The organism is Stenotrophomonas sp. 169, from assembly GCF_014621775.1.
Lineage (GTDB): Bacteria > Pseudomonadota > Gammaproteobacteria > Xanthomonadales > Xanthomonadaceae > Stenotrophomonas.
The window spans coordinates 2758716-2780399 of record NZ_CP061204.1; the positions used below are offsets into that span (position 1 = coordinate 2758716).

At 66.0% G+C, this 21684-nt stretch carries 25 protein-coding genes; 13 read left to right on the plus strand and 12 right to left on the minus strand.

The features are described 5' to 3' along the window. Window positions 1-58: 58 nt before the first annotated feature. Both ICJ04_RS12060 and grxD read right to left on the minus strand, forming a co-directional pair. Complete coding sequence (locus ICJ04_RS12060; protein ID WP_188324473.1) at window positions 59-805, minus strand: SDR family NAD(P)-dependent oxidoreductase; 747 nt, start codon at window positions 803-805, stop codon at window positions 59-61. Beyond that, window positions 802-1122: a Grx4 family monothiol glutaredoxin gene (grxD, locus tag ICJ04_RS12065; protein WP_188324474.1), complete on the minus strand. Its 321-nt coding sequence runs from the start codon at window positions 1120-1122 to the stop codon at window positions 802-804. The genes ICJ04_RS12060 and grxD overlap by 4 nt, the downstream gene beginning before the upstream one ends. Window positions 1123-1243: 121 nt before the next feature. Here grxD and ICJ04_RS12070 point away from each other — a divergent pair, with 121 nt between their 5' ends. Next, complete coding sequence (locus ICJ04_RS12070) at window positions 1244-1825, plus strand: Fe-Mn family superoxide dismutase (protein ID WP_188324475.1); 582 nt, start codon at window positions 1244-1246, stop codon at window positions 1823-1825. Between the two features lie 93 nt (window positions 1826-1918). On the opposite strand, the gene ICJ04_RS12075 is transcribed toward ICJ04_RS12070, so the two are convergent. Beyond that, on the minus strand, window positions 1919-3067 hold the full coding sequence (locus ICJ04_RS12075) for a 5-(carboxyamino)imidazole ribonucleotide synthase (protein WP_188324476.1): 1149 nt from the start codon (window positions 3065-3067) through the stop codon (window positions 1919-1921). Continuing rightward, window positions 3064-3567, minus strand: a complete 504-nt coding sequence (gene purE / locus ICJ04_RS12080; RefSeq protein WP_188324477.1) for a 5-(carboxyamino)imidazole ribonucleotide mutase — start codon at window positions 3565-3567, stop codon at window positions 3064-3066. Before purE ends, ICJ04_RS12075 begins: the two co-directional genes overlap by 4 nt. A gap of 58 nt (window positions 3568-3625) precedes the next feature. Here purE and ICJ04_RS12085 point away from each other — a divergent pair, with 58 nt between their 5' ends. The 3 genes from ICJ04_RS12085 to ICJ04_RS12095 all read left to right on the plus strand — a co-directional run bounded on the left by ICJ04_RS12085 (window position 3626) and on the right by ICJ04_RS12095 (window position 5847). After that, entirely contained in the window at window positions 3626-3895 is a 270-nt protein-coding gene (locus ICJ04_RS12085) for a Trm112 family protein (protein ID WP_188324478.1), read from the plus strand. Then, window positions 3892-4758 (plus strand): carboxylating nicotinate-nucleotide diphosphorylase, encoded by an 867-nt coding sequence (gene nadC / locus ICJ04_RS12090; RefSeq protein WP_188324479.1) that lies wholly within the window; start codon window positions 3892-3894, stop codon window positions 4756-4758. The genes ICJ04_RS12085 and nadC overlap by 4 nt, the downstream gene beginning before the upstream one ends. 123 nt (window positions 4759-4881) lie before the next feature. After that, window positions 4882-5847, plus strand: a complete 966-nt coding sequence (locus tag ICJ04_RS12095) for a DUF2272 domain-containing protein (protein WP_188324480.1) — start codon at window positions 4882-4884, stop codon at window positions 5845-5847. Between the two features lie 168 nt (window positions 5848-6015). Here the strand turns inward: ICJ04_RS12095 and ICJ04_RS12100 are convergent, their stop codons facing one another. Then, window positions 6016-6498: a hypothetical protein gene (locus ICJ04_RS12100; RefSeq protein WP_188324481.1), complete on the minus strand. Its 483-nt coding sequence runs from the start codon at window positions 6496-6498 to the stop codon at window positions 6016-6018. Window positions 6499-7288: 790 nt separating this feature from the next. On the opposite strand from ICJ04_RS12100, the gene ICJ04_RS12105 reads away from it, so the two are divergent. Beyond that, a complete protein-coding gene (locus ICJ04_RS12105; RefSeq protein ID WP_188324482.1) occupies window positions 7289-7639 on the plus strand; it encodes a DUF3301 domain-containing protein in 351 nt (116 codons plus the stop codon). A 41-nt stretch (window positions 7640-7680) separates the two neighbouring features. Here ICJ04_RS12105 and ICJ04_RS12110 read toward each other — a convergent pair whose 3' ends face one another. The 7 genes from ICJ04_RS12110 to ICJ04_RS12140 form a co-directional block, all read right to left on the minus strand. Next, complete coding sequence (locus ICJ04_RS12110) at window positions 7681-8151, minus strand: ClpXP protease specificity-enhancing factor (protein ID WP_188324483.1); 471 nt, start codon at window positions 8149-8151, stop codon at window positions 7681-7683. 784 nt (window positions 8152-8935) lie between these two features. Then, window positions 8936-9571 carry a glutathione S-transferase N-terminal domain-containing protein gene (locus tag ICJ04_RS12115; protein ID WP_188324484.1) on the minus strand — a complete coding sequence of 212 codons (636 nt, stop codon included), beginning with the start codon at window positions 9569-9571 and terminating at the stop codon, window positions 8936-8938. A 164-nt stretch (window positions 9572-9735) separates the two neighbouring features. Then, window positions 9736-10485 (minus strand): cytochrome c1, encoded by a 750-nt coding sequence (locus ICJ04_RS12120; RefSeq protein ID WP_188324485.1) that lies wholly within the window; start codon window positions 10483-10485, stop codon window positions 9736-9738. Further along, window positions 10478-11737 carry a cytochrome bc complex cytochrome b subunit gene (locus tag ICJ04_RS12125; protein WP_188324486.1) on the minus strand — a complete coding sequence of 420 codons (1260 nt, stop codon included), beginning with the start codon at window positions 11735-11737 and terminating at the stop codon, window positions 10478-10480. Before ICJ04_RS12125 ends, ICJ04_RS12120 begins: the two co-directional genes overlap by 8 nt. Then, window positions 11737-12357 (minus strand): ubiquinol-cytochrome c reductase iron-sulfur subunit, encoded by a 621-nt coding sequence (gene petA / locus ICJ04_RS12130; protein WP_188324487.1) that lies wholly within the window; start codon window positions 12355-12357, stop codon window positions 11737-11739. Before petA ends, ICJ04_RS12125 begins: the two co-directional genes overlap by 1 nt. Before the next feature lie 110 nt (window positions 12358-12467). Further along, window positions 12468-13427 carry a lytic transglycosylase domain-containing protein gene (locus ICJ04_RS12135; protein ID WP_188324488.1) on the minus strand — a complete coding sequence of 320 codons (960 nt, stop codon included), beginning with the start codon at window positions 13425-13427 and terminating at the stop codon, window positions 12468-12470. Window positions 13428-13515: 88 nt separating this feature from the next. Next, the gene (locus ICJ04_RS12140; protein WP_188324489.1) at window positions 13516-14535 is read right to left on the minus strand and encodes a WYL domain-containing protein; all 1020 of its coding nucleotides are present in this window, start codon (window positions 14533-14535) and stop codon (window positions 13516-13518) included. A 74-nt stretch (window positions 14536-14609) separates the two neighbouring features. On the opposite strand from ICJ04_RS12140, the gene ICJ04_RS12145 reads away from it, so the two are divergent. From ICJ04_RS12145 to ICJ04_RS12180, 8 genes are all read left to right on the plus strand, one after another. Then, entirely contained in the window at window positions 14610-15227 is a 618-nt protein-coding gene (locus ICJ04_RS12145) for a glutathione S-transferase (protein WP_188324490.1), read from the plus strand. Between the two features lie 221 nt (window positions 15228-15448). Then, window positions 15449-16867 (plus strand): tRNA (N6-isopentenyl adenosine(37)-C2)-methylthiotransferase MiaB, encoded by a 1419-nt coding sequence (gene miaB / locus ICJ04_RS12150; protein ID WP_188324491.1) that lies wholly within the window; start codon window positions 15449-15451, stop codon window positions 16865-16867. A gap of 125 nt (window positions 16868-16992) precedes the next feature. After that, window positions 16993-17979: a PhoH family protein gene (locus tag ICJ04_RS12155; protein WP_188324492.1), complete on the plus strand. Its 987-nt coding sequence runs from the start codon at window positions 16993-16995 to the stop codon at window positions 17977-17979. After that, the gene (gene ybeY / locus ICJ04_RS12160; protein WP_188324493.1) at window positions 17976-18461 is read left to right on the plus strand and encodes an rRNA maturation RNase YbeY; all 486 of its coding nucleotides are present in this window, start codon (window positions 17976-17978) and stop codon (window positions 18459-18461) included. The genes ICJ04_RS12155 and ybeY overlap by 4 nt, the downstream gene beginning before the upstream one ends. A 90-nt stretch (window positions 18462-18551) precedes the next feature. After that, window positions 18552-18737 (plus strand): hypothetical protein, encoded by a 186-nt coding sequence (locus ICJ04_RS12165; protein ID WP_188324494.1) that lies wholly within the window; start codon window positions 18552-18554, stop codon window positions 18735-18737. A gap of 132 nt (window positions 18738-18869) precedes the next feature. Then, entirely contained in the window at window positions 18870-19430 is a 561-nt protein-coding gene (locus ICJ04_RS12170) for a hypothetical protein (RefSeq protein WP_188324495.1), read from the plus strand. Between the two features lie 108 nt (window positions 19431-19538). Further along, window positions 19539-20420 carry a transporter associated domain-containing protein gene (locus ICJ04_RS12175; protein ID WP_188324496.1) on the plus strand — a complete coding sequence of 294 codons (882 nt, stop codon included), beginning with the start codon at window positions 19539-19541 and terminating at the stop codon, window positions 20418-20420. Further along, window positions 20417-21679, plus strand: a complete 1263-nt coding sequence (locus ICJ04_RS12180) for a DUF4105 domain-containing protein (RefSeq protein ID WP_188324497.1) — start codon at window positions 20417-20419, stop codon at window positions 21677-21679. Before ICJ04_RS12175 ends, ICJ04_RS12180 begins: the two co-directional genes overlap by 4 nt. Window positions 21680-21684 lie beyond the last annotated feature (5 nt).

A 21684-nucleotide genomic window follows, 5' to 3' on the forward strand; every position in this document is an offset into this window, starting at 1 on the left:
ACCCAAACGTGACGTTTTCTTCACTCCCCGTGAAGATACGTACGAATTCGCTCCGTTCTTACCCGTTTACGTCCATGACAAGACCGCGCTGCGTCAAGGCCGAAGGCGACAGCAGGTGCACGGCGGCAGCGGCCGCGACGTCCGGGGCCTGTGCGGCGTCATCCTGGTCCAGCGACCAGGCGCGAGCCCGCAAGGCGGTGCGCATCGGGCCGGGCTGCAGGCCGGACACTCTTACCGGGCCACTCTTGAGTTCATCGTGCAGGGTGGCGATCAGCCCCCTCAGGCCATGCTGGGCGGCGCCGTATCCGCCCCAATAGGCTGCCCCCACCCGCGCGGGATCATCCACGCAGAACACCACGGCGGCATCCTCACGCTGACGCAGAAGAGGCAGACAGGCCTGCACCAGCCACGCCGGTGCGGTCAGGGTGACGTGCAACGAGCGCGCGAAGCTGGCCGGATCGGCCAGTTCAAACGGGGTGAGGCCGGGAAAATCTGCCGCGCATACCAGAATGCCATCCAGTCGACCCAGTTCACTGTGCAGGCGGGCCGCCAGTTCGGCGTAGTCATCCGGGCTGGCGCCTTCCAGATCCAGCGGATACAACAGGGGCTCCGGCCCGGCCTGCTGCACCTGCGCATACACTCTATCCAGGCGACGCGGCTTGCGCCCGCACAACACCACCGTCGCACCGGCGCGCGCGCAGGCCACGGCGGCCGTGCTGCCCAGACCGCCGCCAGCCCCGACGACCAGAATCACCCGGCCCTCGAGCGACCCGCCGTCAGCAGCAGGCGAAGGCGCGGCACTCATGCAACCGAGGCTTCTTCGACGATGCGCTTGAGCTCACCGGCCTCGAACAGTTCCATGACGATGTCGCAGCCGCCGATCAGCTCCCCGTGCATGAACAGCTGCGGAAAGGTCGGCAGGTTGGAGAAGCGCGGCAGGTTGGCACGGATCTCGGGCTCTTCCAGCACATTGACGGTACGCAGTGACACGGCACCGGCGGCCATCAGGGCCTGCACGGCGCGGCTGGAAAACCCGCACGTCGGGTATTGCGGGGTACCCTTCATGAACAGCACGAGGGGGTACCGATCAACTTCGGCCTGGATCTGTTGCATCACTGCCACAACCACACTGCCTCCTGGATGGGCGAATCCGACCGCGACGGTCGGCTAGACTTCCCACAGTAGCCACCATTGTAAGCCGATGGAACCGGCCACCGGCATCCCCTTTCCCATCGCAGATCGCATGCCCATAGAACTCACCCCCCTGCCCTACTCCCCCGGCGCCCTGCAGCCGCACCTGTCCGAACGGGCGGTTGCCCTGCAGCACGGGCAGCACCAGCGTGCCTGCGTGGACGCGGTCAACCAGCGGATCATCGGCACCGAATGGGAAGACGCCCCGCTGGAGCGGATCGTCCGTGAAAGCCAGGGTGCGCTGTTCGAGTCGGCCGCCCAGGCCTGGAACCTGCAGTTCCAGTGGCAGTGCCTGCGCCCACGCGGCAGTGGCGACCCGCAAGGGCGGCTGGCCGACCGGGTGAAGCGTCGGTTCGGCGATGTGGCCGGTCTGCGCCATGCTTTCAATGATTCCGCGCTGGGCCTGTTCGGCGCTGGCTGGGCGTGGCTGGTGCTGCATCCGGATGGCAGCCTGGCGATCCAGGTGACCCGCAACGCGGGCACGCCATTGACCAGCCACAGCACCCCACTGCTGGGGTGCAACCTGTGGGAACACGCCTATTACCTGGATTACCAGAATGATCGCGCGCGCTACCTGGAGGCCTGGTGGAAAGCGGCGAACTGGGAGTTCGCCAGCGAGCAGATGCCCGACTGAGGTCGGCGACCGGTAGCGCCGAGCCACGCTCGGCGAGCGCAGCGGCATGCGCTGACTACCCGACCTGACGGCCGGCGGCCGTCAGTACCTCGATCAGCGGCGCAGTGTGCGCACGGCGGGTTCCACCTGCGCCTGCCGGTCCAGCGCTTCACCTACCTGCTGCAAGGCGCTTGCGAGCGCACCCGCGTCGTCGTCACGCAGCGTAGCGTGGCCCACCTTGCGCCCGTCGCGTGCCTGCTTGCCATAGTCATGCCAATGACCACTGGCCTGCGCCAGCACCGGCAGCGGGTCGGGCATGGCACCGATCCAGTTCAACATGCACGCGTGGCCCAGCATCCGCGTGTCGCCCAGCGGCAGGCCCAACACGGCGCGCAAGTGGTTCTCGAACTGCGAGGTCTCGCTGCCTTCAATCGTCCAATGGCCGGAGTTGTGCACGCGCGGCGCCATCTCGTTGGCCAGCAGCTCGCCATCGCGGCAGAACAGCTCCAGCGCTAACACACCGACATACTGCAGATGGTCAGCCAGCGTGCGCGCATACCCGATCGCCGCATCGTGCTCGGCTGCGCTCAGCTGCGCGGGCGCGACACTGGCGGAGAGCACGCCGTCCACATGCCAGTTACCCGTCACGGGATAAGCGCGGAAGCTGCCATCGACAGCGCGCACGGCGACCACGCTCACTTCTCGCTGGAAGGCGACGAAGCCCTCCAGAATCAATCCCGTGCGATCCACCTGTGCGCCCAGCGCGTCCCACGCGGCATCGATATCGGCCTCGCTGCGCAGACGGAACTGTCCCTTGCCGTCATAGCCCAGGCGACGCGTCTTCAAAATGCAAGGCAGGCCGAACTCCGCTGCTCTGGCAGCAAGCTCATCACGACTGCGGATATCGGCGAACGGCGGCAGCGGGATGCCCAACTGCTGGAACAGCGTCTTCTCACTGAGGCGGTCCTGCGCGACGGCCAAGGCCGACGGCGGCGGATACACCGTCACGCGTTCGGCCAGCCACTGCGCACTGTCGGCGGGTACGTTCTCGAAATCGAAGGTGATCACATCGACCTTCGCTGCGAACGCCGCCAGCGCATCGCGGTCGTCGAACGCCGCCACGGTCAACGGTGCCAGCGGTCCGCCGCACGCATCAGCGGCAGGATCGAACAGCTCGAAGCGCAGGCCCATCGGCGCGCCGGCCAGGACCATCATGCGGGCCAGCTGGCCGCCGCCCAGGATGCCAACGGTCTTCGTACTCATTGACGCGGATCATCGTGGGCCATGACATCTTCGGTCTGGCGTGCGCGGAAGGCATCCAGCGCCTCGCCGATGGCGGGCTGATCGCTGGCCAGCATCGCTGCGGCGAACAGCGCCGCATTGGACGCACCGGCGTTGCCGATGGCGAAGGTCGCGACCGGGATACCGGCCGGCATCTGCACGATCGACAGCAGTGAATCCATGCCGTTGAGGGCCTTGGACTGCACCGGTACGCCCAGCACCGGCACCGCGGTCTTGGCAGCGATCATGCCCGGCAGGTGCGCAGCGCCACCGGCGCCGGCGATGATCGCGCGCAGACCGCGCGGACCGGCCTGTTCGGCATAGTCGAACAACACGTCCGGGGTGCGGTGTGCGGATACGACTTTCACTTCGAACGGAACGCCCAGTGCTTCAAGCTTCTGGGCCGCGTGCTGCATGGTTTCCCAATCGGAGCGGGAGCCCATGACGATGCCGACGAGCGGCGAGGGGTGGTTGGGGGTCATTGGCCGTCACCTGCCTTAAAGACGTATTCTAGCCATCTTCCACGCAAGACGAAGAACCATGGATCGCAAGCTGCTAGACCTGCTGGTCTCACCGGACACCCGCCAGCCCCTTTCCCTGCTGGATGCCAAGGGGTTGGACGCCCTCAACCGCGCCATCGGCAGCGGTTCTGTCACCAAGGCCGACGGCAATCCGCTGGCGCAGCCATTGCGCCAGGCCCTGGTCACCCGCGACCGCAAGCAGGTGTTCCGCCTGGACGACGGCATCCCGGTGCTGCTGGCCGAAGAAGCCATCGCCACCGACCAGATCGCCGACTTCCCCGCCGCATGAGCACCGCCGGCGCTGGCGTCTTTGATGCGCCGGATCCGGCGCTGGTCGCCGCCGACGTGGCCCGCGCGCTTGCCGAAGACCTCGGCAGCGGCGATGTCACGGCCGCGCTGTTGCCCGACCAGGCCGACACGGCGTACCTGCTCTGCAAGCAGGATGCGGTGATCGCCGGCCGGCCATGGTTCGATGCCACCCACCGCGCGCTGGACTCCGACGTACGCATTGACTGGAAGGTCGATGAAGGACAGCAGGTCCACGCCGGTACGGTGCTGGCCCTGCTGCAGGGTCGCAGCCGCAGCCTGGTCAGTGCCGAACGCACCTCGCTGAACTTCCTGCAGACCCTGTCAGGCACGGCCACCATCACGGCGCGGCATGTGGCAGCCGTGGCCGGTACGGCCACGCGCATCCTCGACACCCGCAAGACCCTCCCGGGCCTGCGCCTGGCGCAGAAATACGCGGTGCGTTGCGGAGGCGGTGCCAATCACCGCATCGGCCTGTACGACACGGTGATGCTGAAGGAGAACCACATCCGCGCCGCCGGCTCGCTGCCCGCTGCGGTCGCTGCCGCGCGCGCGATGTGGCCGCAGCTGCCGCTGATCGTGGAAGTGGAAGACCTGGACCAGCTGCAGCAGGCCCTGCAGGCAGGCTGCGAGCGGATCCTGCTCGATGACTTCCCGGCCGCACTGCGTCGCGATGCGGTCCGCCTGACGGCCGGACGGATTCCGCTGGAGGTGTCAGGCAGCGTCGGACTGGACGGCCTGCGGGCCATCGCCGAGGACGGCGTGGACTGCATTTCCATCGGTGGTCTGACCAAGCACGTGCAGGCCATCGACCTGTCGTTGAAGCTGGGGCCCCCGCCGGCTTGATGTGTCTGGCAGGCCGGAATCCAATCCGGTCTGCTGCGCGCGAGCGATCTGAGCGCCCGCTCTACCCTTCGTTCACGAGCACGCTGCGACGCTTGCGCCATCCCCCTTGTTGCGGAGCACCGCATGCGCCGGTTGCTGCTTGCCTGTCTGCTGCCTTTGTCAGCTGTTTCATTCGATGTGGCGGCGGCGGAAGCCTGCGATGTGCCGCCTCCGTTCGGCCAGAGTCCGTTGGCGCTGGCCATCCGCCAGACCGCCTGCAACGAACACCGCTTATGGTTCCGCCCCTTCATCGATCGGGAGGGCCGCGCCGCCAGCCTGGCGGTGACCGAGGCGGAGAACGAGCACCTGGCCGACAACGGCCTGATTGCATGGCAGCGCGTGGCGGGTTACTGGCGCGACAGCGGCACGTTGAATGCGATGGGCGCCCAGCCCGGTGCCAGCAGCTGCATTGCGCCCCTCGGGTCGCGCTATACCGACAGCGATTGCCGTGCCTTCCTGCTCGACAACCCGTGGTCGGCTGCCTTCATCTCGTGGGTCATGGTGCGCGCGGGCGTGCCCGGCTTCAACGCGTCCCCTCGCCACATCGATTACATCCGCGCCGCATACAACGGGTCTGCCCCGTACCGCTTGGCCGATCCGGCGGCCGAGAAACCGGCAGTCGGCGACATGCTCTGCTTCCTGCGTGATCGCAGCCAGACCCTGAGCTACAGCGGGCTGGTGCAGGCACTGGGCAATGGTTCGGTCGGCCACTGGAAATCGCATTGCGAGGTCGTGGTGTCGGCCAACATGGGCGGCGACCGGACGCTGTACCTGATCGGCGGCAACGTCATGAACACGGTGGCCATGCGCATGTTGATGCTGGACCGCACCGGCCGCGTCGAGCTGCCTGGCAAGCGGGAGGCCGACCCGGACGGCATCGCACCGACCTGCACGCCCGGCCGCGAGGAGGAGTGCAGCTTCAACCGCCAGGACTGGGCAGCGCTGTTGAAGCTGACCGCAGCGGCGTCTATTAAGTTACCGGCTTCCACGGACGGAGTGCCGGGGCAACAACCTACACCGGCGGATCCGGTCCAGACTCCGGTGCGCTGAAGACGCGCTATACCGATCCGAATCCCGGCATACGTTTCAACTTGCGAGGCAACTTCATCGGTGCACGAGCGGCCGCAGGCATTGTGACCGCGACGACGCGACGCTCGCAATCGCTGCCGATAACACACAGGCCGCCGCCGCGCTCGACGGCGGCGGTCTGCGACCGGACTACTGGCAGATGTACTCGCGCGCAGACTCGATGGTATCGACGTCGAGCTCTTCATACTGGATCTCGACGGTTTCGACACTGAGCGAAGTGACCACCGCGCGCGCTCCGACGCTGCATGCGGCCGGCAAGCCGCCGGCATAGACGTGTCCGTTGATCGCATGAGCCAGGCCGTAGCAAACGGAGCCGAGCTGGAAGGGATTGTGGTTGCAGGCCATCACCTGCTCGTTGGCCAGTCCCAAGGAGGCGTTGAAGTTGGCCGTCCAGCCGCTGGCGGCATCGTTGGCGCAGCTGCCCGGATAGCCAACGGTCGGCGCAGCGCCGGCGTTGCAGGTGTGTTGGACAAAGCCGCCGAAGAAGCTGTTCTTAATGTAAGCGGTGCGGCCGCTCTCGACCCATTGCGCGGCGGCGGCGTCTTGAGCGAAGGCGGACAGGCCAAGCAGGCACAGCGCAGATGCGGCGAGTGGTTTCAATCCTTTCAACATCACTATCGTCCTTTGAAGTGGCGAGTGTCGCGTCGGGGCGTTCGCGCATGGCTCGCGCGGACGCGGATTGCGGCGGGCTCGAATCGGCCCAGTGCATGGCAGCACGTGCGAAACCCATCGCAAAGGCCCGCCGCGGCCATGATTGACCAGGGGCGATGGAGACGCAAGCCGCTCGGAATGAGGCGCGGACAATGAGTGAGGTTAGAACCGATAAGCCCCCCGCGGTTGGCTTTCAAGCTCGAAGCTGAGCTTGGGCGGGCGGCGGGGTTGGTCAGGGGACGGGGAAACGTCATCGCATTCGCGCTGCCGCTCCCACGCCTTGCCTCGCAAACCATGAGCCCCGTCTCACCAGCACCCACCCCCGCCGCTGCGTGACCGCCCTGACTCAGGGGCCCCTTTCGGCAGACGGATCAATGAGACATGCGGTGGCGCCAAGCCGTGCTCTGGGGGATGTCGCCGCCACGGCCCGCTGCGCTCGCCGACCATGGGTCGGCGCTACCGACGTAAGCATGCCCGTCGGTTCCAAGGCCGCGGTAAACCTGTCGAAGGCGGCGCGGCCGGAGTGGGTTTGTAGGGGCGTTGGGCGCGATGGATGGCGCGAAACAAGGCCCGCATGGATGCGGTTGTTGCCGTACCCCGCCGACCCACTGCCCCGAGGATTTTGACGTTGACGGTGACGTTTACGTTCGGTTCGAAGCCCACGCGCAGCGCGAAAACCAAACCCCAGCGCTTGAACTGCGGCGCGCGGACCGCCATCTTGTAGGCACCTTTCCTGCAGTGCGCGAGCGACATGCCTACCTTGATCCTGTTGATGATTGTCGGCGCCGCGGGTTATGCCTTCTGGAACTCATCGCGCGCGGCCGCCGAGCGCGCCGGCGTGCTGGGTCGAAACGCGTGCAAGGCTGCCGACGTGCAATGGCTGGACCAGAGCGTGCATGCGATCGGCCTGAAAGTGGCGCGCGGTGACGATGGCAAGCTCTGCTTCGAGCGCACCTTCAAGTTCGAGTATTCCTACGATGGGATCGATCGCCACGTCGGGCGGATGGTGCTGCGCGGGGACGATCTGGTGTCCTTCAGCGGCCCCGGTGCGGCGCGGATCAGTGCGATCCGGCCGGATGTGGACGACGCCGAAGATGTCTGATGGGATGACGACCCAGGGTCGTCATCTGGCAGTGCGTGGCGTTACTTGACCACGCGCAACTGCGGACGACCACTCGGGCGCGGCGGCGGGGCATCGGGCGGCGTATCGTCATCCGACGAACCATCGGCCTCATCCGACACCTCGTGGAGCGGCACATCGTCCTCGGCCGCGTCCGCGCCGATCACGTCGTCAGGCAGCGCCATGCCCTGCCCCGTTTCCCGGGCATATACGGCAAGCACCGCACTGATGGGCACCAGCACCGCGTAGCTCACGCCGGAAAAGCGTGCAGAAAAGCTCACCGCCTCGTTGTCGATCAACAGCTTCACGACGGCGCGTTCGGCGATGTTGAGCACTACGCGACCGTCCTTGATGCTCGACGGCGGCACCTGTACGCCTGCCACCCCCGCATCCACCAGGATGTGCGGCGTCAGCGCGTTGTCGTTGATCCACTCCACCAATGCCCGTAGCAGGTACGGACGGTGGCTGGTCATCCGGAAGAATTCGTCAGTCATGTGTGAAGTGTACGCGCCCGCCCCCCTGCTTGGCACCGGGGGCCGACAGAGCGTTCGGCTGCCAGTCGAAAACGCGGAACGCCGGAAACCGGTAGCGCCGACCCACGGTCGGCGAGCACATCGGTAGCGCCGACCCGTCGTCGGCGAGCGCAGCGGCCGCGCGCGGTCCGGCAATCCGCCGAGCGTGGCTCGGCGCTACAGGAACCGCAGCACATCGGTAGCGCCGACCCATGGTCGGCGAGCGCAGCGGCCGCGCGCGGTCCGGCAGTCCGCCGAGCGTGGCGTGGCGCTACAGGAACCGCAGCACATCGGTAGCGTCGACCCGTGGTCGGCGAGCGCAGCGGCCGCGCGCGGTCCCGCAATCCGCCGAGCGTGGCTCGGCGCTACAGGAACCGCAGCACATCGGTAGCGCCGACCCATGGTCGGCGAGCGCAGCGGCCGAGTGCGGTCCGGCAATCCGCCGAGCGTGGCTCGGCGCTACAGAAACCGCAGCACATCGGTAGCGCCGACCCATGGTCGGCGAGCGCAGCGGCCGCGCGCGGTCCGGCAATCCGCCGAGCGTGGCTCGGCGCTACAGGAACCGCAGCACATCGGTAGCGCCGACCCATGGTCGGAGAGCGCAGCGGCCGCGCGCGGTCCGGCAATCCGCCGAGCGTGGCTCGGCGCTACAGGAACCGCAGCACATCGGTAGCGCCGACCCGTGGTCGGCGAGCGCAGCGGCCGCGCGTGGTCCAGCAATCCGCCGAGCGTGGCTCGGCGCTACAAGGGGGATGCGCGGTATCGATCAGCTGGGCAGATCGCGCAGCTTCTTTTCCTGATCGGTCAGGCTGCGGATGAAACCGGGATGGCGGAAAATGCGATTGCCGTAGTCCTCGATCGCCTTGCCATCCTTCGGCAACGGAATATCCAGTGCCTGCAGGCGCCAGATGATCGGTGCGATCGCGCAGTCGGCCAGGCTCATTTCCTGGTTGAGGAAGAACTTGCTCGCCTTGAACAACGGCACCGACGAGGTCAGCAGTTCTTTCAGGCGTTTACGCCCGGCCTCGGCCTGCGCTTTGTTGCCCAGTTGAATGGCCTGTACCTGCGGCACCCAGTCGTGCTCGATGCGCAGCATCGCCAGACGGATGCGGGCGCGTGACAGCGGGTCCACCGGCATCAGCGGCGGATGCGGATAGCGCTCGTCCAGATACTCGCTGACCACCGAGGCGGCGTACAGCACCAGCTCGCGCTCCACCAGCGTGGGCACCGAGTGGTACGGATTGAGGTCGATCAGATCTTCGGGCGGATTCTGCGGATCCACTGCCACGAAGTCATAGGTGACGCCCTTGGCCGCAAGGACCAGACGCACCCGATGACAGAGCACATCGTCGTTCGAGGAAAACAGCGTCAGGGTATTACGCATGCGTACGCTCGCCGCCATCAAAGGCTCTCCAACGACAGGAGTCCGCCTGCCGAATCGGCGCTGTCGGACCATTTCCGACAGTCAGCTCGTTCCCGAGTGTGCAACCGGCGATCACAAAAGCCAATAGGCCATGGGTATCGGGTCACACATTGACGCGTGCACCGCGTCCCGGGGTCGAACCGTCAATGTACATCCTTCCAGTAATCTTTCTTCAGCAGATACAACAGGAAGGTCAGCAGCGCCAGGAACAGGATCACCCACACGCCCAGCTGCTGCCGCTTCAATGCCGCCGGCTCGCCGGCATAGGCCAGGAAGTTGGTGATGTCGCGCACGGTCTGGTCGTACTGTCCGGCATCAACGTTGCCGGGCGTACGCACTTCCAGGGCCAGCACCGGCGGATCCAGTCCAGGTGCCTCCGGCTTGCCATGCACGGCGTGCTGCAGGCCCTGCATCTGCCACAACGGGTTGGGCATGGAGGCGTTCGGGAAGACGGTGTTGTTCCAGCCCAGCGGACGGTTGCTGTCCAGGTAGAACGACTTGAGGTACGTGTAGACCCAGTCCGGTCCGCGCACGCGCGAAATCAGGCTGAGGTCCGGTGGCATCTTGCCGAACCACTTCTCCGCGTCGGCCTTGGGCATCGAGACCGGCACCTGGTCGCCAATCGCGGACCCGGTGAAATTGAGGTTGTTCATCACCTCTTCTTCGGTCAGCCCCAGGTCGGCCGCCATGCGCGAGTAGCGCAGGTATTTCAGCGCATGGCAGCTGGAACAGTAGTTCATGTACAACTGCGCGCCGCGCTGCAACGAGGCACGATCGCCCAGATCATTGCCGGCCTGCAGCATCTTGGCGCTGCCTTCAGCAGCCAGCGCCGCGCCGCCTGCGAGCAGCATCGTGGCCATCAGGGCCACGCGGACCATCCAGCGCTTACTCATGCGTGGTCACCCTTTCCGGTACCGGCTTGGTCTTGTCCAGTCGCGTCCATATCGGCATGGTGAGGAAGAAAGCGAAATACAGGAAGGTCAGTACGCGACCCACCCAGGTTTCCCACACCGCCGTGCCCGGGCCGGAACCGATCACCCCCAGCCAGATGAAGCACACCACCAGCACGCCCAGCATCACCTTGGATATCCAGCCGCGGTAGCGCACCGACTTGACCTTGCACTTGTCCAGCCACGGCACCAGGAACAGGATCGCGATCGCCGAGAACATCACGATCACCCCGCCCAGCTTGTTTGGAATGACCCGCAACATCGCGTAGTAAGGCGTGTAGTACCAGACCGGCTTGATGTGTTCCGGAGTCACCAGGCGGTTGGCCTCGGTGAAGTTGTCGTGTTCCAGGAACTGCCCGCCGAAGGCCGGCGCGAAGAAGATGATGAAGGCGGCGATGATCAGCAGGAAGCCGGCGCCAACGGCGTCTTTCATCGTGTAATAGGGATGGAACGGAATGCCATCGGTCGGCGCGGTCGGCGACCAGCGGTTGCCCTTCGGCCCCTTCTTGATTTCCACGCCGTCGGGATTGTTCGAGCCCACCTCATGCAGCGCACCCAGGTGCAGCACCACCAGCAGCAGCAGCACCAGCGGCAGGGCGATCACGTGCAGGGCGAAGAAGCGGTTGAGCGTGGCATCGCCGGGCAGGTAATCGCCCATGATCCATTCGGTCAGCCCGTTGCCAATCACCGGGATGGCGCCGAACAGCGAAATGATCACCTTCGCGCCCCAGAACGACATCTGGCCCCACGGCAGCACGTAGCCCATGAAGGCTTCGGCCATCAGCACCAGGTAGATCAGCATGCCCAGTATCCACACCAGCTCGCGCGGCTTCTGGTAACTGCCGTACAGCAGCCCGCGGAACATGTGCAGATAGACCACGATGAAGAACAGCGATGCACCGGTGGAGTGCATGTAGCGGATCAGCCAGCCCCACTCGACGTCGCGCATGATGTACTCGACCGAGGCGAAGGCTTCGGCCGCGCTGGTCTTGTAATGCATCGTCAGGAAGATGCCGGTGACGATCTGGTTGACCAGGATCAGCAGCGCCAGCGAACCGAAGTAGTACCAGATGTTGAAGTTTTTCGGCGCGTAATACTCGCTGACGTGCTTGCGGTACACCGGCATCAGGCCCGGCGCGCGCGCGTTGACCCAGTCGGCCAGGCCGCTGGCGGTACGGGCAAGGATGTTGGCCATCAGGCGGTACCCTCCGGATCGACGCCGATGATGATCGTATTGTCGTCCTGGTAGTGATGCGGCGGCACCAGCAGGTTGATCGGGGCGGGGACGTCATTGAAGACCCGGCCGGACATGTCGAAGCGCGACTTGTGGCACGGGCAGAAATAGCCCCCTTTCCACTGCGCGTCATAGGGTTCCGGGCGGATTTCGGCCACCATTTCCGGCGAGCAGCCCAGATGGGTGCACAGGCCGACAAGCACCGAGACGGCCGGCTTGATCGACCGCAGCTCCGGATTGCCCTTGAGCACGTACTCCGGCTGCTGGTCTTTCACGCCTGACCCGGGATCCTTCAGGCGGTCATCCAGACTGGGCAGCGCGTCGAGGATGGCTTTGGAGCGCTTGACGATCCAGATGGGCTGACCGCGCCATTCCAGTATCAGCCGCTGGCCTTCCTGCAAGGCACTGATGTCAGCGGTCACCGGTGCACCGGCCAACTTGGCACGTGCACTGGGATTCCAGGACTTGATGAAAGGAACTGCGACGAAACCGACGCCTACCGCCCCCACCACTGCAGTAGTGGCTGAGAGGAATCGGCGACGTCCATGATCGACTGGATCGTATACCCCATCGTTGGCCATCCGGCACTCCGATATTGATTAGGTAGCTTTAAGGCTGCCGGCAACCTGGTGGGGGCCAGGCTGCTTTGAATCTGAAGCGAGTGTATCTAAACGCGCGTTGCGGTCAATCATCACTGATGGGAGGCCAGCGCACCGCGATAGCGCTCGGCCAACTGGCCTACCCGCTGTACGTAGTACCGCGTCTCACTATACGGCGGCACGCCACCGTGGCGGGCAACGGCGCCCTCCCCTGCGTTGTAGCCAGCCGCGGCAAGCGTGAGGTCGCCATTGAAGCGTTTCAACAGCCATGAAAGATACTGCACGCCACCGCGGATGTTCTGCGCAGCGTCGTACGAATCGGTTACGCCAAAGCGCGCCGCGGTCGGCGGCATCAACTGCATCAGTCCCTGCGCCCCGGCGCGGCTGAGCGCTGTCGGGTTGTAGGCCGATTCCGCATGGATGATCGCCCGCACGATCGCCTCCTCAACACCGTATTGGCGCGCGGCGGCGGCGATCTCGCTCTGGAAGGCGGTGGTATTGAGCCGGACCGAGCCGAAATTGACTGCCGGATTGCTGCCACACGCGAAGCAGCGCTCGATGAAGCTGTAGCGGATGGTGCGCACCTGGGACAGGCTGGCCACCTGCCCCGCGGGCCGGGCACTGGTGTAATGGCGCACACCGTCCTTCATGTACGAATAGACCTGCCCGCTGACGACGCGGCCCGCCTTGCTGGCCGGGGCCGGAACGGGTTTTGGGGCAGGTGCGGCGATTACCGAGGCCACGGCAGCAGACGCAGGCACCACGGCGGCGGCAACGGCCGCGCCTGCAGCAACCGCAGAGGATGAAGGCGCTTCGCGGGCCGGGACGGCCGTGACAGGGGCCGCCGGCGGGACGGGCGCGGTGGTTGCGGGGCGGGCCGGTCGGCTGTCGCGGCTGTAGCTGATGCCACTGCACTGCGCACCGCTGACCCGTTTGCTGACGTAGCTGGGAACGCCATCGGCGCCGACACACTTGTACAGCGTGCCGGCACTGGCCGGCACGGCCGCCAGTGCAGCGATGCTGATCGCCACGATCCTTAAGGTCCCCTTCATGGGCGCGAGTGTCCCAGCTTGCGCGACGGTTGCCAAGGGCCGGGCCAGACGAGGCCCGTCAGGGCAATGCGATCCGGGGTCAAGCCCCTTACCCCGCGCGGGGCGGATCGGATCCCAGCGCGCGCCCTCCGTCCGCGTCGTGGCAGGGGACGCCACCCCCGGCAAGCACACTCGCGAGACCGGCAACCTGCGCCTGCAGTTCTGCATGCAAGGACGGCGGCGTGGTACGTATCGCCACGGGTGGCAATCCCAGGCTGAGGATCTGCCCGGCGAGCATCGCGGCACTGTCTGCGCCCATCAGCAACCGGCAGTGGTCGGGCCCGTCGGCGCGCAGCACGCCGAACCAGGGCGGCACCTGCAGCGCCAACGTGTCGATGCTTCCACACAAGGTCACCTCCGCGCGAAGGGTGAAGGGCGACTGGCTGACTGCCTGGCGCACCACGACCTCGGGCGGTGCAGGCAATGCGCGACGTGTTCCTCGCACAGGCAGGCAGCGCACCTCGCTGATGCGGTCTACCCGGAGCGTTCGCCAATCGTCGCGATTGCGATCCCAGCCCAGCAGATACCACCGCTGGCCATAGTTCACCAGATGCTGCGCTTCCGCTTCGCGCGGTCCGCTTACCCCATCATGGGTGCAATACATGAAAGACAGCACGGCATGCTCGCGGCAGGCCATGGCGAGTTGTCCCAGCAGGCGGCCGTCGACGCTGGGCATGCCACTCATCGTGGCAGTGGCCGCATGGATCTCACCCGCCTGCTGCCGACGGCGGAGGGGCACCAGCGGATCCAGCTTGGTCAACACCGACTGCGCGGTGTCATCCAGACCCGACACGCTGGCCGTGACGACCCGCAGCGCCAGCGCAATGGCGGTGGCCTCCCCCTCATCCAGCAGCAGGGGCAGCACCGGTGCGCCCCCACCCAGGCGATAACCGCCCCCGACCCCGGACGATGCGCTGATCGGATAGCCCAGCTCACGCAGCCGCTCGATGTCGCGCCGAATGCTGCGCCGGTCCACCTGCATGCGCTCGGCAAGCTCGGCACCCGACCAGTGCCGCCGGCTCTGCAGCAAGGCGATCAGCCTGAGCAGCCGCTGGGCGGTGTACGCCATGAGGGAATCATCGAGGACAGAAGGTGTCCGCAATAGTGCGCCACGATGACGGCACATTCCAACGGGAAACGCACATGACACGTCATATCACCCTGTATCACGCCATCCCCTCGCGCTCGGCCGGCGTGCTGGTGCTGCTCGAAGCACTGGGTGCGGATTACGCCCTTGAGGTGCTCGACCTGAAAGCAGGCGACAACGTGGCACCGGCCTTTCTCGCCGTGAACCCGATGGGTAAAGTTCCGGCCATCGTGCATGACGGCGCGCTGGTGACAGAACAGGTTGCGATCTATCAATACCTGGCCGAGCTGTATCCCGAAGCCGGGCTGGCACCGCCCATTGGGGATCCGCAGCGCGGCCCGTTCCTGCGCTGGCTGGCGTTTCACGGATCGTGCTTCGAACCGGCGATGGTCGAAAAGGCAATGAAACGGGACCCTGCCCCACGCGGCATGTCGCCCTATGTCGATGCGGAAACGGTGTTGCGCGTGGTGGAGGAGCAGCTGTCGCAGGGCGATTACCTGTTGGGCTCGCAGGTGTCGGCGGCCGACTTCCTGTGGGGCAGCGCGCTGGGCTGGTTGAGTGCGTTCGGCTTGCTGCAGCCGGGACCGGCAACCACGGCGTACATCGCACGGATGGCCGCACACCCCGCCGCCGCCCGCGCCAAGGACATCGACGCGCGCCTGGCAGCCGGTTGACCCATCGCCGGGCGCCGCTGCGCCCCCGGCCACCCTGCGCGACCCACCCACACCGGTAGCGCCGACCCATGGTCGGCGAGCGCAGCGGCGCGCGCGCTCCACCCGCACCGGTAGCGCCGACCCATGGTCGGCGTGCGCAGCGGCGCGCGCACCTACCCCGTTCCGGCAACGCAAGGGAGTAAACTGGACCGCTTACCCGCCACCCGCCTGGATTAATCACCATGACCGGGACGCCAGACGTCTTTCCATCCGTCGCTGTTGACGACACCCCTCTGTTCGCCCTGCCCACCGGTCCGCGCAAGCCCGACCAGGTGCGTGGCAAGCTGTACATCAAGACCCACGGTTGCCAGATGAACGAGTACGACTCGGCCAAGATGGCGGACGTGCTGGCAGCCAGCGATGGGCTGGAGCTGACCGACAACCCGGAAGAAGCCGACGTTATCCTGGTCAACACCTGCTCCATCCGCGAGAAAGCGCAGGAGAAGGTGTTCAGCCAACTCGGTCGCTGGAAGGCGCTGAAGAACAACGGGCGCGACGTCATCATCGGCGTCGGCGGCTGCGTGGCTTCGCAGGAAGGCGAGGCCATCGTCAAGCGCGCGCCGTATGTGGACCTGGTGTTCGGCCCGCAGACCCTGCACCGCCTGCCGGAACTGATCCGTGCGCGACGTGAGCAGAACCGGCCGCAGGTCGATATCAGCTTTCCGGAGATCGAAAAGTTCGACCGCCTGCCCGAGCCACGTGCAGACGGGGCCTCCGCTTTTGTGTCGATCATGGAAGGCTGCTCGAAGTACTGCTCGTTCTGCGTCGTGCCCTATACGCGTGGTACCGAAGTCAGCCGTCCGTTCGAAGACGTCGTGGTGGAGGTGGCGCAACTGGCTGCTCAGGGCGTGCGGGAGATCAACCTGCTCGGCCAGAACGTCAATGCGTACCGTGGACCGTATGGCGAGGGCGAGCATGCCGACCTGGGCCTGCTGATCCGCACCATCGCCGAAATCGACGGAGTCGGCCGCATCCGCTTCACCACCTCGCACCCGTTGGAGTTCAGCGACTCGTTGGTGGATGCCTTCCGCGACGTGCCGAAGCTGGCCAACTTCCTTCATTTGCCGGTGCAGGCGGGCAGCGACCGCATCCTGTCGGCGATGAAGCGGGGCTACACGGCGCTGGAGTTCAAGTCGAAGATCCGCAAGCTGCGCGCGGTACGTCCTGACATCTCCATCAGCTCGGATTTCATCGTCGGCTTCCCCGGTGAAACCGACGCCGACTTTGAGAAGACGATGAAGCTGATCGAGGACATCGGGTTCGACCAGAGTTTCTCCTTCATCTATTCGCGTCGCCCCGGCACCCCGGCCGCCGACCTCGAAGACACCATCACCGATGCCGAAAAGCACGCACGGCTGTCGCGCCTGCAGGCACGAATCAACCAGCACGCCGGCGAGATTTCCGCTGCCATGGTCGGCACAGTGCAGCGCGTCCTGGTGGAAGGCCCGTCGCGTCGTGACCCGAACGAGTTGAGCGGCAAGACCGAGAACATGCGGACGGTGAACTTCGCCGCACCTGCGCGTCTGGTCGGCCAGTTCGTGGATGTGCTGATCACCGAGGCCTACAGCAATTCTCTGCGTGGCCGGGTCAGCGGCGCCTGACTGGCAGGTTTTTCACCACCTCATAATGCGGCTTGTGGCACAAGCGCTGAGAAGGCTTATCCACAACTTTACCGCGTGACCACCCACACCTTGTGTGGAAAGAACCCGCACCCAATTCTGGATCCATGAAGAATATCGAGCACCGAGATTTCACCCTGTCGCCGGAAGACAACACCCGACTCGCCAACCTGAGCGGGCCCTTCGACGGTCATCTGCGCCAGATCGAGCTGAAGCTGGGTGTGGAGATCGCCAACCGCGGCCACGTCTTCCGCATCACTGGCCCGACCGAGGCCGCTGTCGAAGCGCAGAAGCTGATCGAAGCCCTGTACGAGGAAGCCGCCGAGGTCACTTTCGACAACCAGGCGATCCACCTTCGGTTGAACGAAGCCAACATCGAGCACATCGCGGAGCGTTCTTACGAGGCACAGGACGTGGCGATCAAGGTCAAGCGAGGCACTGTGCGGGGCCGCGGCGCCAACCAGGCGCGCTACCTGCACCAGATCGCCAGCCATGACATCAATTTCGGTATCGGTCCCGCCGGCACCGGTAAGACCTTCCTGGCCGTTGCCAGCGCCGTGGAAGCCTTGAACGAGTCGCGCGTGCAGCGGCTGATCCTGGTGCGCCCCGCGGTGGAGGCCGGCGAAAAACTCGGCTTCCTGCCTGGCGACCTGACCCAGAAGGTCGACCCCTATCTGCGGCCGCTGTACGACGCCCTGTACGAAATGCTGGGCGTGGAAAAGGTGGTCAAGCTGCTGGAAAAGAACGTCATCGAGATCGCGCCGCTGGCCTACATGCGCGGACGCACGCTCAATGATGCGTTCGTGATCCTCGACGAGGCACAGAACACCACCATCGAGCAGATGAAGATGTTCCTGACCCGCCTGGGCTACGGCTCGACCGCCGTGGTGACCGGCGACCTCACCCAGACCGATCTGCCAAAGCATGTGAAATCGGGTCTGCGCGATGCCGTGGACGTGCTGCGCGACGTGGAAGGCGTGAGCTTCACCTTCCTGGAGGCGCGCGACGTGGTCCGCCATCCGCTGGTGGCGCGCATCGTCAACGCCTACGACCGTCGTGAACAGCAGCAGGCCGTGCCGGAGAAAACCCCATGACCCGCGGCCCCGTCCGCCTGGATGTCGCGGTCAGCTATGCACTGCCCCGTGCCGGCCTGCCGGCTGCGGTGAGCTTCCGCAAATGGGTGGCGGCCGCGTTGAAAGGCCGCATTCGCGAGGCGGATCTGGCTATTCGCATGGTCGACGCCAAGGAAGGCCAGTCGCTCAATCGCCATTACCGCGGCAAGGACTACGCGACCAATGTGCTGAGCTTTCCCGCCGATGTGCCGGAGGGCCTGCCCAAGGGCGTGAAGTTCCCGCTGCTGGGCGATCTGGTGATCTGCGCACCGGTCGTGGCACGCGAGGCCGACGAACAAGGCAAGCCGCTCACCGCCCACTACGCGCACTTGACCGTGCACGGCGTGCTGCACCTGCTGGGCTGGGACCACGAAGACGACAAGGAAGCCGACGCAATGGAGCAGCTGGAGCGTGACATCCTGGCCGAGCTGGGCATCGCCGATCCGTACGCGGGCGAGCGTTGAGACCGGTGCGGGATCCTCGCGCGCCCTCTGTTGCAGCCGATGCGCTTCATGCTTCAATGCGGCCACTCATATCTGCCACGGATGGCCGTCATGCTTGAACAACGCCCGACCCTCATCGCTCCGGTCCTGCTGCTGGTCGGACTGGTCTGCGTACTTGGCGCGCCGTGGCTGCCGATGGCGGCCAATGGCCGCATGGTGATTACCGCACTGGGCATCGTCGGCGCCGCACTTGCCGCCGGCCCCGCCTGGCGCTGGACCCTCGCCGCCCGCCGTTGATCTGCGTCCTGCGTTGATCTACGTCCGGTAGTGCCGGCTTCAGCCGGCAACCGCGCGCGCCCTGAACGGCCCGACACCCCTGCCCTGGCACGCTATCATCGTCGCCTTCGCCAGCTCCTGTCCGTCGCCCCGATGAAACTGCCCGCCTGCATCGCCGCCCTGTTGCTGTGTTCCGCCCTGCCGAGCGTCGCCGCCGAGCCGCTGGATCTGCCGGCCCTGGTGGAATGCCGCCAAGGCGTGGCCGCGCACGCCGCGCTGGCAGTCGCCCTGGCCGACTCGCTGCAGGCCGTCGCGAAGGGGCTGCAGCCGCTACCGCAGCAGAATCAATTCATGACCGAATACCGTCTGGCCACGCCGATGACCGTGTTCGGCCAGCGCACCGACCGCATCGCCCTGGCCGGGGCCAGCATCATGGCGATCCTGGACCTTAAGGATCCGCGGCCGCTGGCGACGGAGCTGAAACTGGAAACCGCCTACGACGCCGACGGGAAGTTCATGGCCGGCCGTGAGCTGGTCAGCCGCGATGTCACCGATCCGGTGACGGGGGAAGCCCAGATCGAATCGATCATCCTCAGTGTTTCCACGGTCCAGAGCCATCCGGACCAGACCCTGGCCGGCTGCACCTACAGCCTGGACCTGCCTGCTGACGATGAGGCGCCCGCCGCAGTGGCCCCGCCTGCCAACAAGGGCTGACCGGCCTTTCCGCCGCACCCCACGCAAGCGCCGGGCACGCGCGACAGGGCCTGACATCCTGCTAGACTGCAGCCAACGCCCGGCCTGCCGGGTGCCTTTTTTCCCGAGATGTCTGAAGACGACAGTAGCAGCTCCACGCTGGAGCACAGTGAGAAAAGACGCAGCTGGCTTGAACGCCTGGGTGCTGCGTTTTCCGGTGAACCACATACCCGCGATCAGCTGATCGCCCTGCTGCGTACCGCACAGGAAGACGGGCTGATCGCCGCCGATACCCTACGCATGATGGAAGGCGCCATTTCGGTCGCCGAACTGACGGTGGGCGACGTGATGATCTCGCGTTCGCAGATGGTATCGCTGCCGGTGGAGGCGCCGTTCCTCGACCTGATGAAGCAGGTGGTCGAATCCGGTCATTCGCGCTTCCCGGTGCACGGCGACAACAAGGACGACATCCTGGGCGTGCTGTTGGCCAAGGATCTGCTGCGCGGCGTGGTTTCCGACCATGGCCCCGCCAATATCCGTGAACTGCTGCGTCCGGCGGTGCTTATCCCCGAGGCGAAGAAGCTCAACGTACTGTTGAAGGAGTTCCGCCTGTCGCGCAACCACATGGCGATCGTGGTGGACGAGTACGGCGGTGTCGCCGGCCTGGTCACCATCGAAGACGTGCTGGAGCAGATCGTCGGCGAAATCGACGACGAGCACGACGAAGCCGAGGACCCGGCGGCCGGTATCGCCATCCAGGCCGACGGTCGCTATGTCGTGGATGCGCTGACGGCCATCGGCGATTTCAACGAACGCTTCGGCGCCGACTTCCCCGATGATGACTACGACACCATCGGCGGACTGGTCACTGAAGCGATCGGACACTTGCCGGAAATCGGTGATGAGCTGGCCCTGGACCGCTTCATGTTCCGCGTGGCACGTGCCGACGCGCGCCGCGTGCAGGCCTTCCACGTGACCGTGCTGCCGACGGACGAACAGGAATCCGCTTGAAGCGTACCGCCGGACTCATGCTGAGCGGCTGGCTGGCCGTGCTGATGCTGGCGGCGTTGCTGGTCGCGCCGGGGGCGGTGCTGGCGCAGTCGACGCCTGCCGCCGTCAATGCTGCCGCCTCTGGCGACGCGCAGGCCGATGTCCCGCGCATCGGCGTGGTCACCATGCAGCCGGGCACGATCTTTTTCGAGCGCTTCGGCCACGATGCCATCGTGGTGGTGGATCCGCTCAGCGGCGCCGCCACCTCGTACAACTTCGGCTACTTCGATCCGGGCGAGCCGGACTTCATCAGCCGCTTCATACGCGGCGAGATGATGTATTACCTGGTCGCCCTGCCCTTGCAGCAGGATCTCGGGTATTACGACGAATCCGGTCGCGGAGCGAGCGTCCAGTGGCTGGATCTGCAACCCGAACAGGCCCGTGCGCTGGCCGCCGACCTTGCAGAGCGCGCGAAGCCGGAGAACGCGCGCTACCGCTACGATTACTACACCGCGAACTGCGCCACGATGGTCCGCGATACGCTGGACAAGGCGTTGGGCGGCGGGCTGCATGCGCAGCTGTCGGGCCGTTCGCGGGGCAACACCTACCGCAGCGAGTCGGTGCGCCTGGCTTCGCCGGCACCGTGGATGTGGCTGGGCTTCGACCTGGGGCTGGGACCGTTCGCCGATCAGCCGCTGTCGCGCTGGCAGGAAGCCTTCGTGCCGATGCGCCTGGCCGATGCGCTGCGCCAGGTGCGCAACAGCGAGGGCCGACCCCTGGTGCAGTCCGAACAACAGCTGCTCGCACACCGCATCGACGCCGAACCGACCGAGCAGGCCCGTGCCTGGTGGCCATGGCTGGTGGTGGGGCTGGGGCTGGCTGCCGGTGTGTTCGCACTGCGTCGCCGTCCCCGTCTGCTGGCCGCGCTGGCGCTGCCGTTCTGGATAGTCAGCACGATCGCCGGCAGCCTGCTGGTTTTCCTGTGGGGCTTCAGCGACCACCATGCCGCGTGGGCCAACCGCAACCTGCTGCAGCTGTCACCGCTGTGCCTGCTGCTGCTGCCCGGCGCCATCGCGCTGCTGCGCCGGCGCCGACCCGGTCGCCTGTTCCGCATCGTACTGTGGGCCGTGGCCGGGTTGTCTCTGGCCGGACTGGTGCTGCACTGGCTGAGCCTGCAGGCCCAGTACAACGTGCAGTGGATCGTGCTGCTCCTGCCGCTGCATGCCGCGCTCGCGTGGGTGCTTGGCCGCGCATCGCGATGGCCGCTTCACGCCCGCTGACGCAG

What these genes read in the sequence shown, in the direction of transcription:
- ICJ04_RS12170 (WP_188324495.1), top strand. Translation starts at nt 18,870, where the DNA reads ATGAAACTGCCCGCCTGCATCGCCGCCCTGTTGCTGTGTTCCGCCCTG.
- ICJ04_RS12125 (WP_188324486.1), bottom strand. Translation starts at nt 11,737, where the DNA reads ATGGCCAACATCCTTGCCCGTACCGCCAGCGGCCTGGCCGACTGGGTC.
- ICJ04_RS12110 (WP_188324483.1), bottom strand. Translation starts at nt 8,151, where the DNA reads ATGACTGACGAATTCTTCCGGATGACCAGCCACCGTCCGTACCTGCTA.
- ICJ04_RS12085 (WP_188324478.1), top strand. Translation starts at nt 3,626, where the DNA reads ATGGATCGCAAGCTGCTAGACCTGCTGGTCTCACCGGACACCCGCCAG.
- ICJ04_RS12120 (WP_188324485.1), bottom strand. Translation starts at nt 10,485, where the DNA reads ATGAGTAAGCGCTGGATGGTCCGCGTGGCCCTGATGGCCACGATGCTG.
- petA (WP_188324487.1), bottom strand. Translation starts at nt 12,357, where the DNA reads ATGGCCAACGATGGGGTATACGATCCAGTCGATCATGGACGTCGCCGA.
- ICJ04_RS12155 (WP_188324492.1), top strand. Translation starts at nt 16,993, where the DNA reads ATGAAGAATATCGAGCACCGAGATTTCACCCTGTCGCCGGAAGACAAC.
- ICJ04_RS12070 (WP_188324475.1), top strand. Translation starts at nt 1,244, where the DNA reads ATGCCCATAGAACTCACCCCCCTGCCCTACTCCCCCGGCGCCCTGCAG.
- ICJ04_RS12165 (WP_188324494.1), top strand. Translation starts at nt 18,552, where the DNA reads ATGCTTGAACAACGCCCGACCCTCATCGCTCCGGTCCTGCTGCTGGTC.
- miaB (WP_188324491.1), top strand. Translation starts at nt 15,449, where the DNA reads ATGACCGGGACGCCAGACGTCTTTCCATCCGTCGCTGTTGACGACACC.
- ICJ04_RS12100 (WP_188324481.1), bottom strand. Translation starts at nt 6,498, where the DNA reads ATGTTGAAAGGATTGAAACCACTCGCCGCATCTGCGCTGTGCCTGCTT.
- ICJ04_RS12175 (WP_188324496.1), top strand. Translation starts at nt 19,539, where the DNA reads ATGTCTGAAGACGACAGTAGCAGCTCCACGCTGGAGCACAGTGAGAAA.
- nadC (WP_188324479.1), top strand. Translation starts at nt 3,892, where the DNA reads ATGAGCACCGCCGGCGCTGGCGTCTTTGATGCGCCGGATCCGGCGCTG.
- ICJ04_RS12115 (WP_188324484.1), bottom strand. Translation starts at nt 9,571, where the DNA reads ATGGCGGCGAGCGTACGCATGCGTAATACCCTGACGCTGTTTTCCTCG.
- ICJ04_RS12095 (WP_188324480.1), top strand. Translation starts at nt 4,882, where the DNA reads ATGCGCCGGTTGCTGCTTGCCTGTCTGCTGCCTTTGTCAGCTGTTTCA.
- ICJ04_RS12145 (WP_188324490.1), top strand. Translation starts at nt 14,610, where the DNA reads ATGACACGTCATATCACCCTGTATCACGCCATCCCCTCGCGCTCGGCC.
- purE (WP_188324477.1), bottom strand. Translation starts at nt 3,567, where the DNA reads ATGACCCCCAACCACCCCTCGCCGCTCGTCGGCATCGTCATGGGCTCC.
- ybeY (WP_188324493.1), top strand. Translation starts at nt 17,976, where the DNA reads ATGACCCGCGGCCCCGTCCGCCTGGATGTCGCGGTCAGCTATGCACTG.
- ICJ04_RS12075 (WP_188324476.1), bottom strand. Translation starts at nt 3,067, where the DNA reads ATGAGTACGAAGACCGTTGGCATCCTGGGCGGCGGCCAGCTGGCCCGC.
- ICJ04_RS12140 (WP_188324489.1), bottom strand. Translation starts at nt 14,535, where the DNA reads ATGGCGTACACCGCCCAGCGGCTGCTCAGGCTGATCGCCTTGCTGCAG.
- ICJ04_RS12105 (WP_188324482.1), top strand. Translation starts at nt 7,289, where the DNA reads ATGCCTACCTTGATCCTGTTGATGATTGTCGGCGCCGCGGGTTATGCC.
- ICJ04_RS12135 (WP_188324488.1), bottom strand. Translation starts at nt 13,427, where the DNA reads ATGAAGGGGACCTTAAGGATCGTGGCGATCAGCATCGCTGCACTGGCG.
- ICJ04_RS12060 (WP_188324473.1), bottom strand. Translation starts at nt 805, where the DNA reads ATGAGTGCCGCGCCTTCGCCTGCTGCTGACGGCGGGTCGCTCGAGGGC.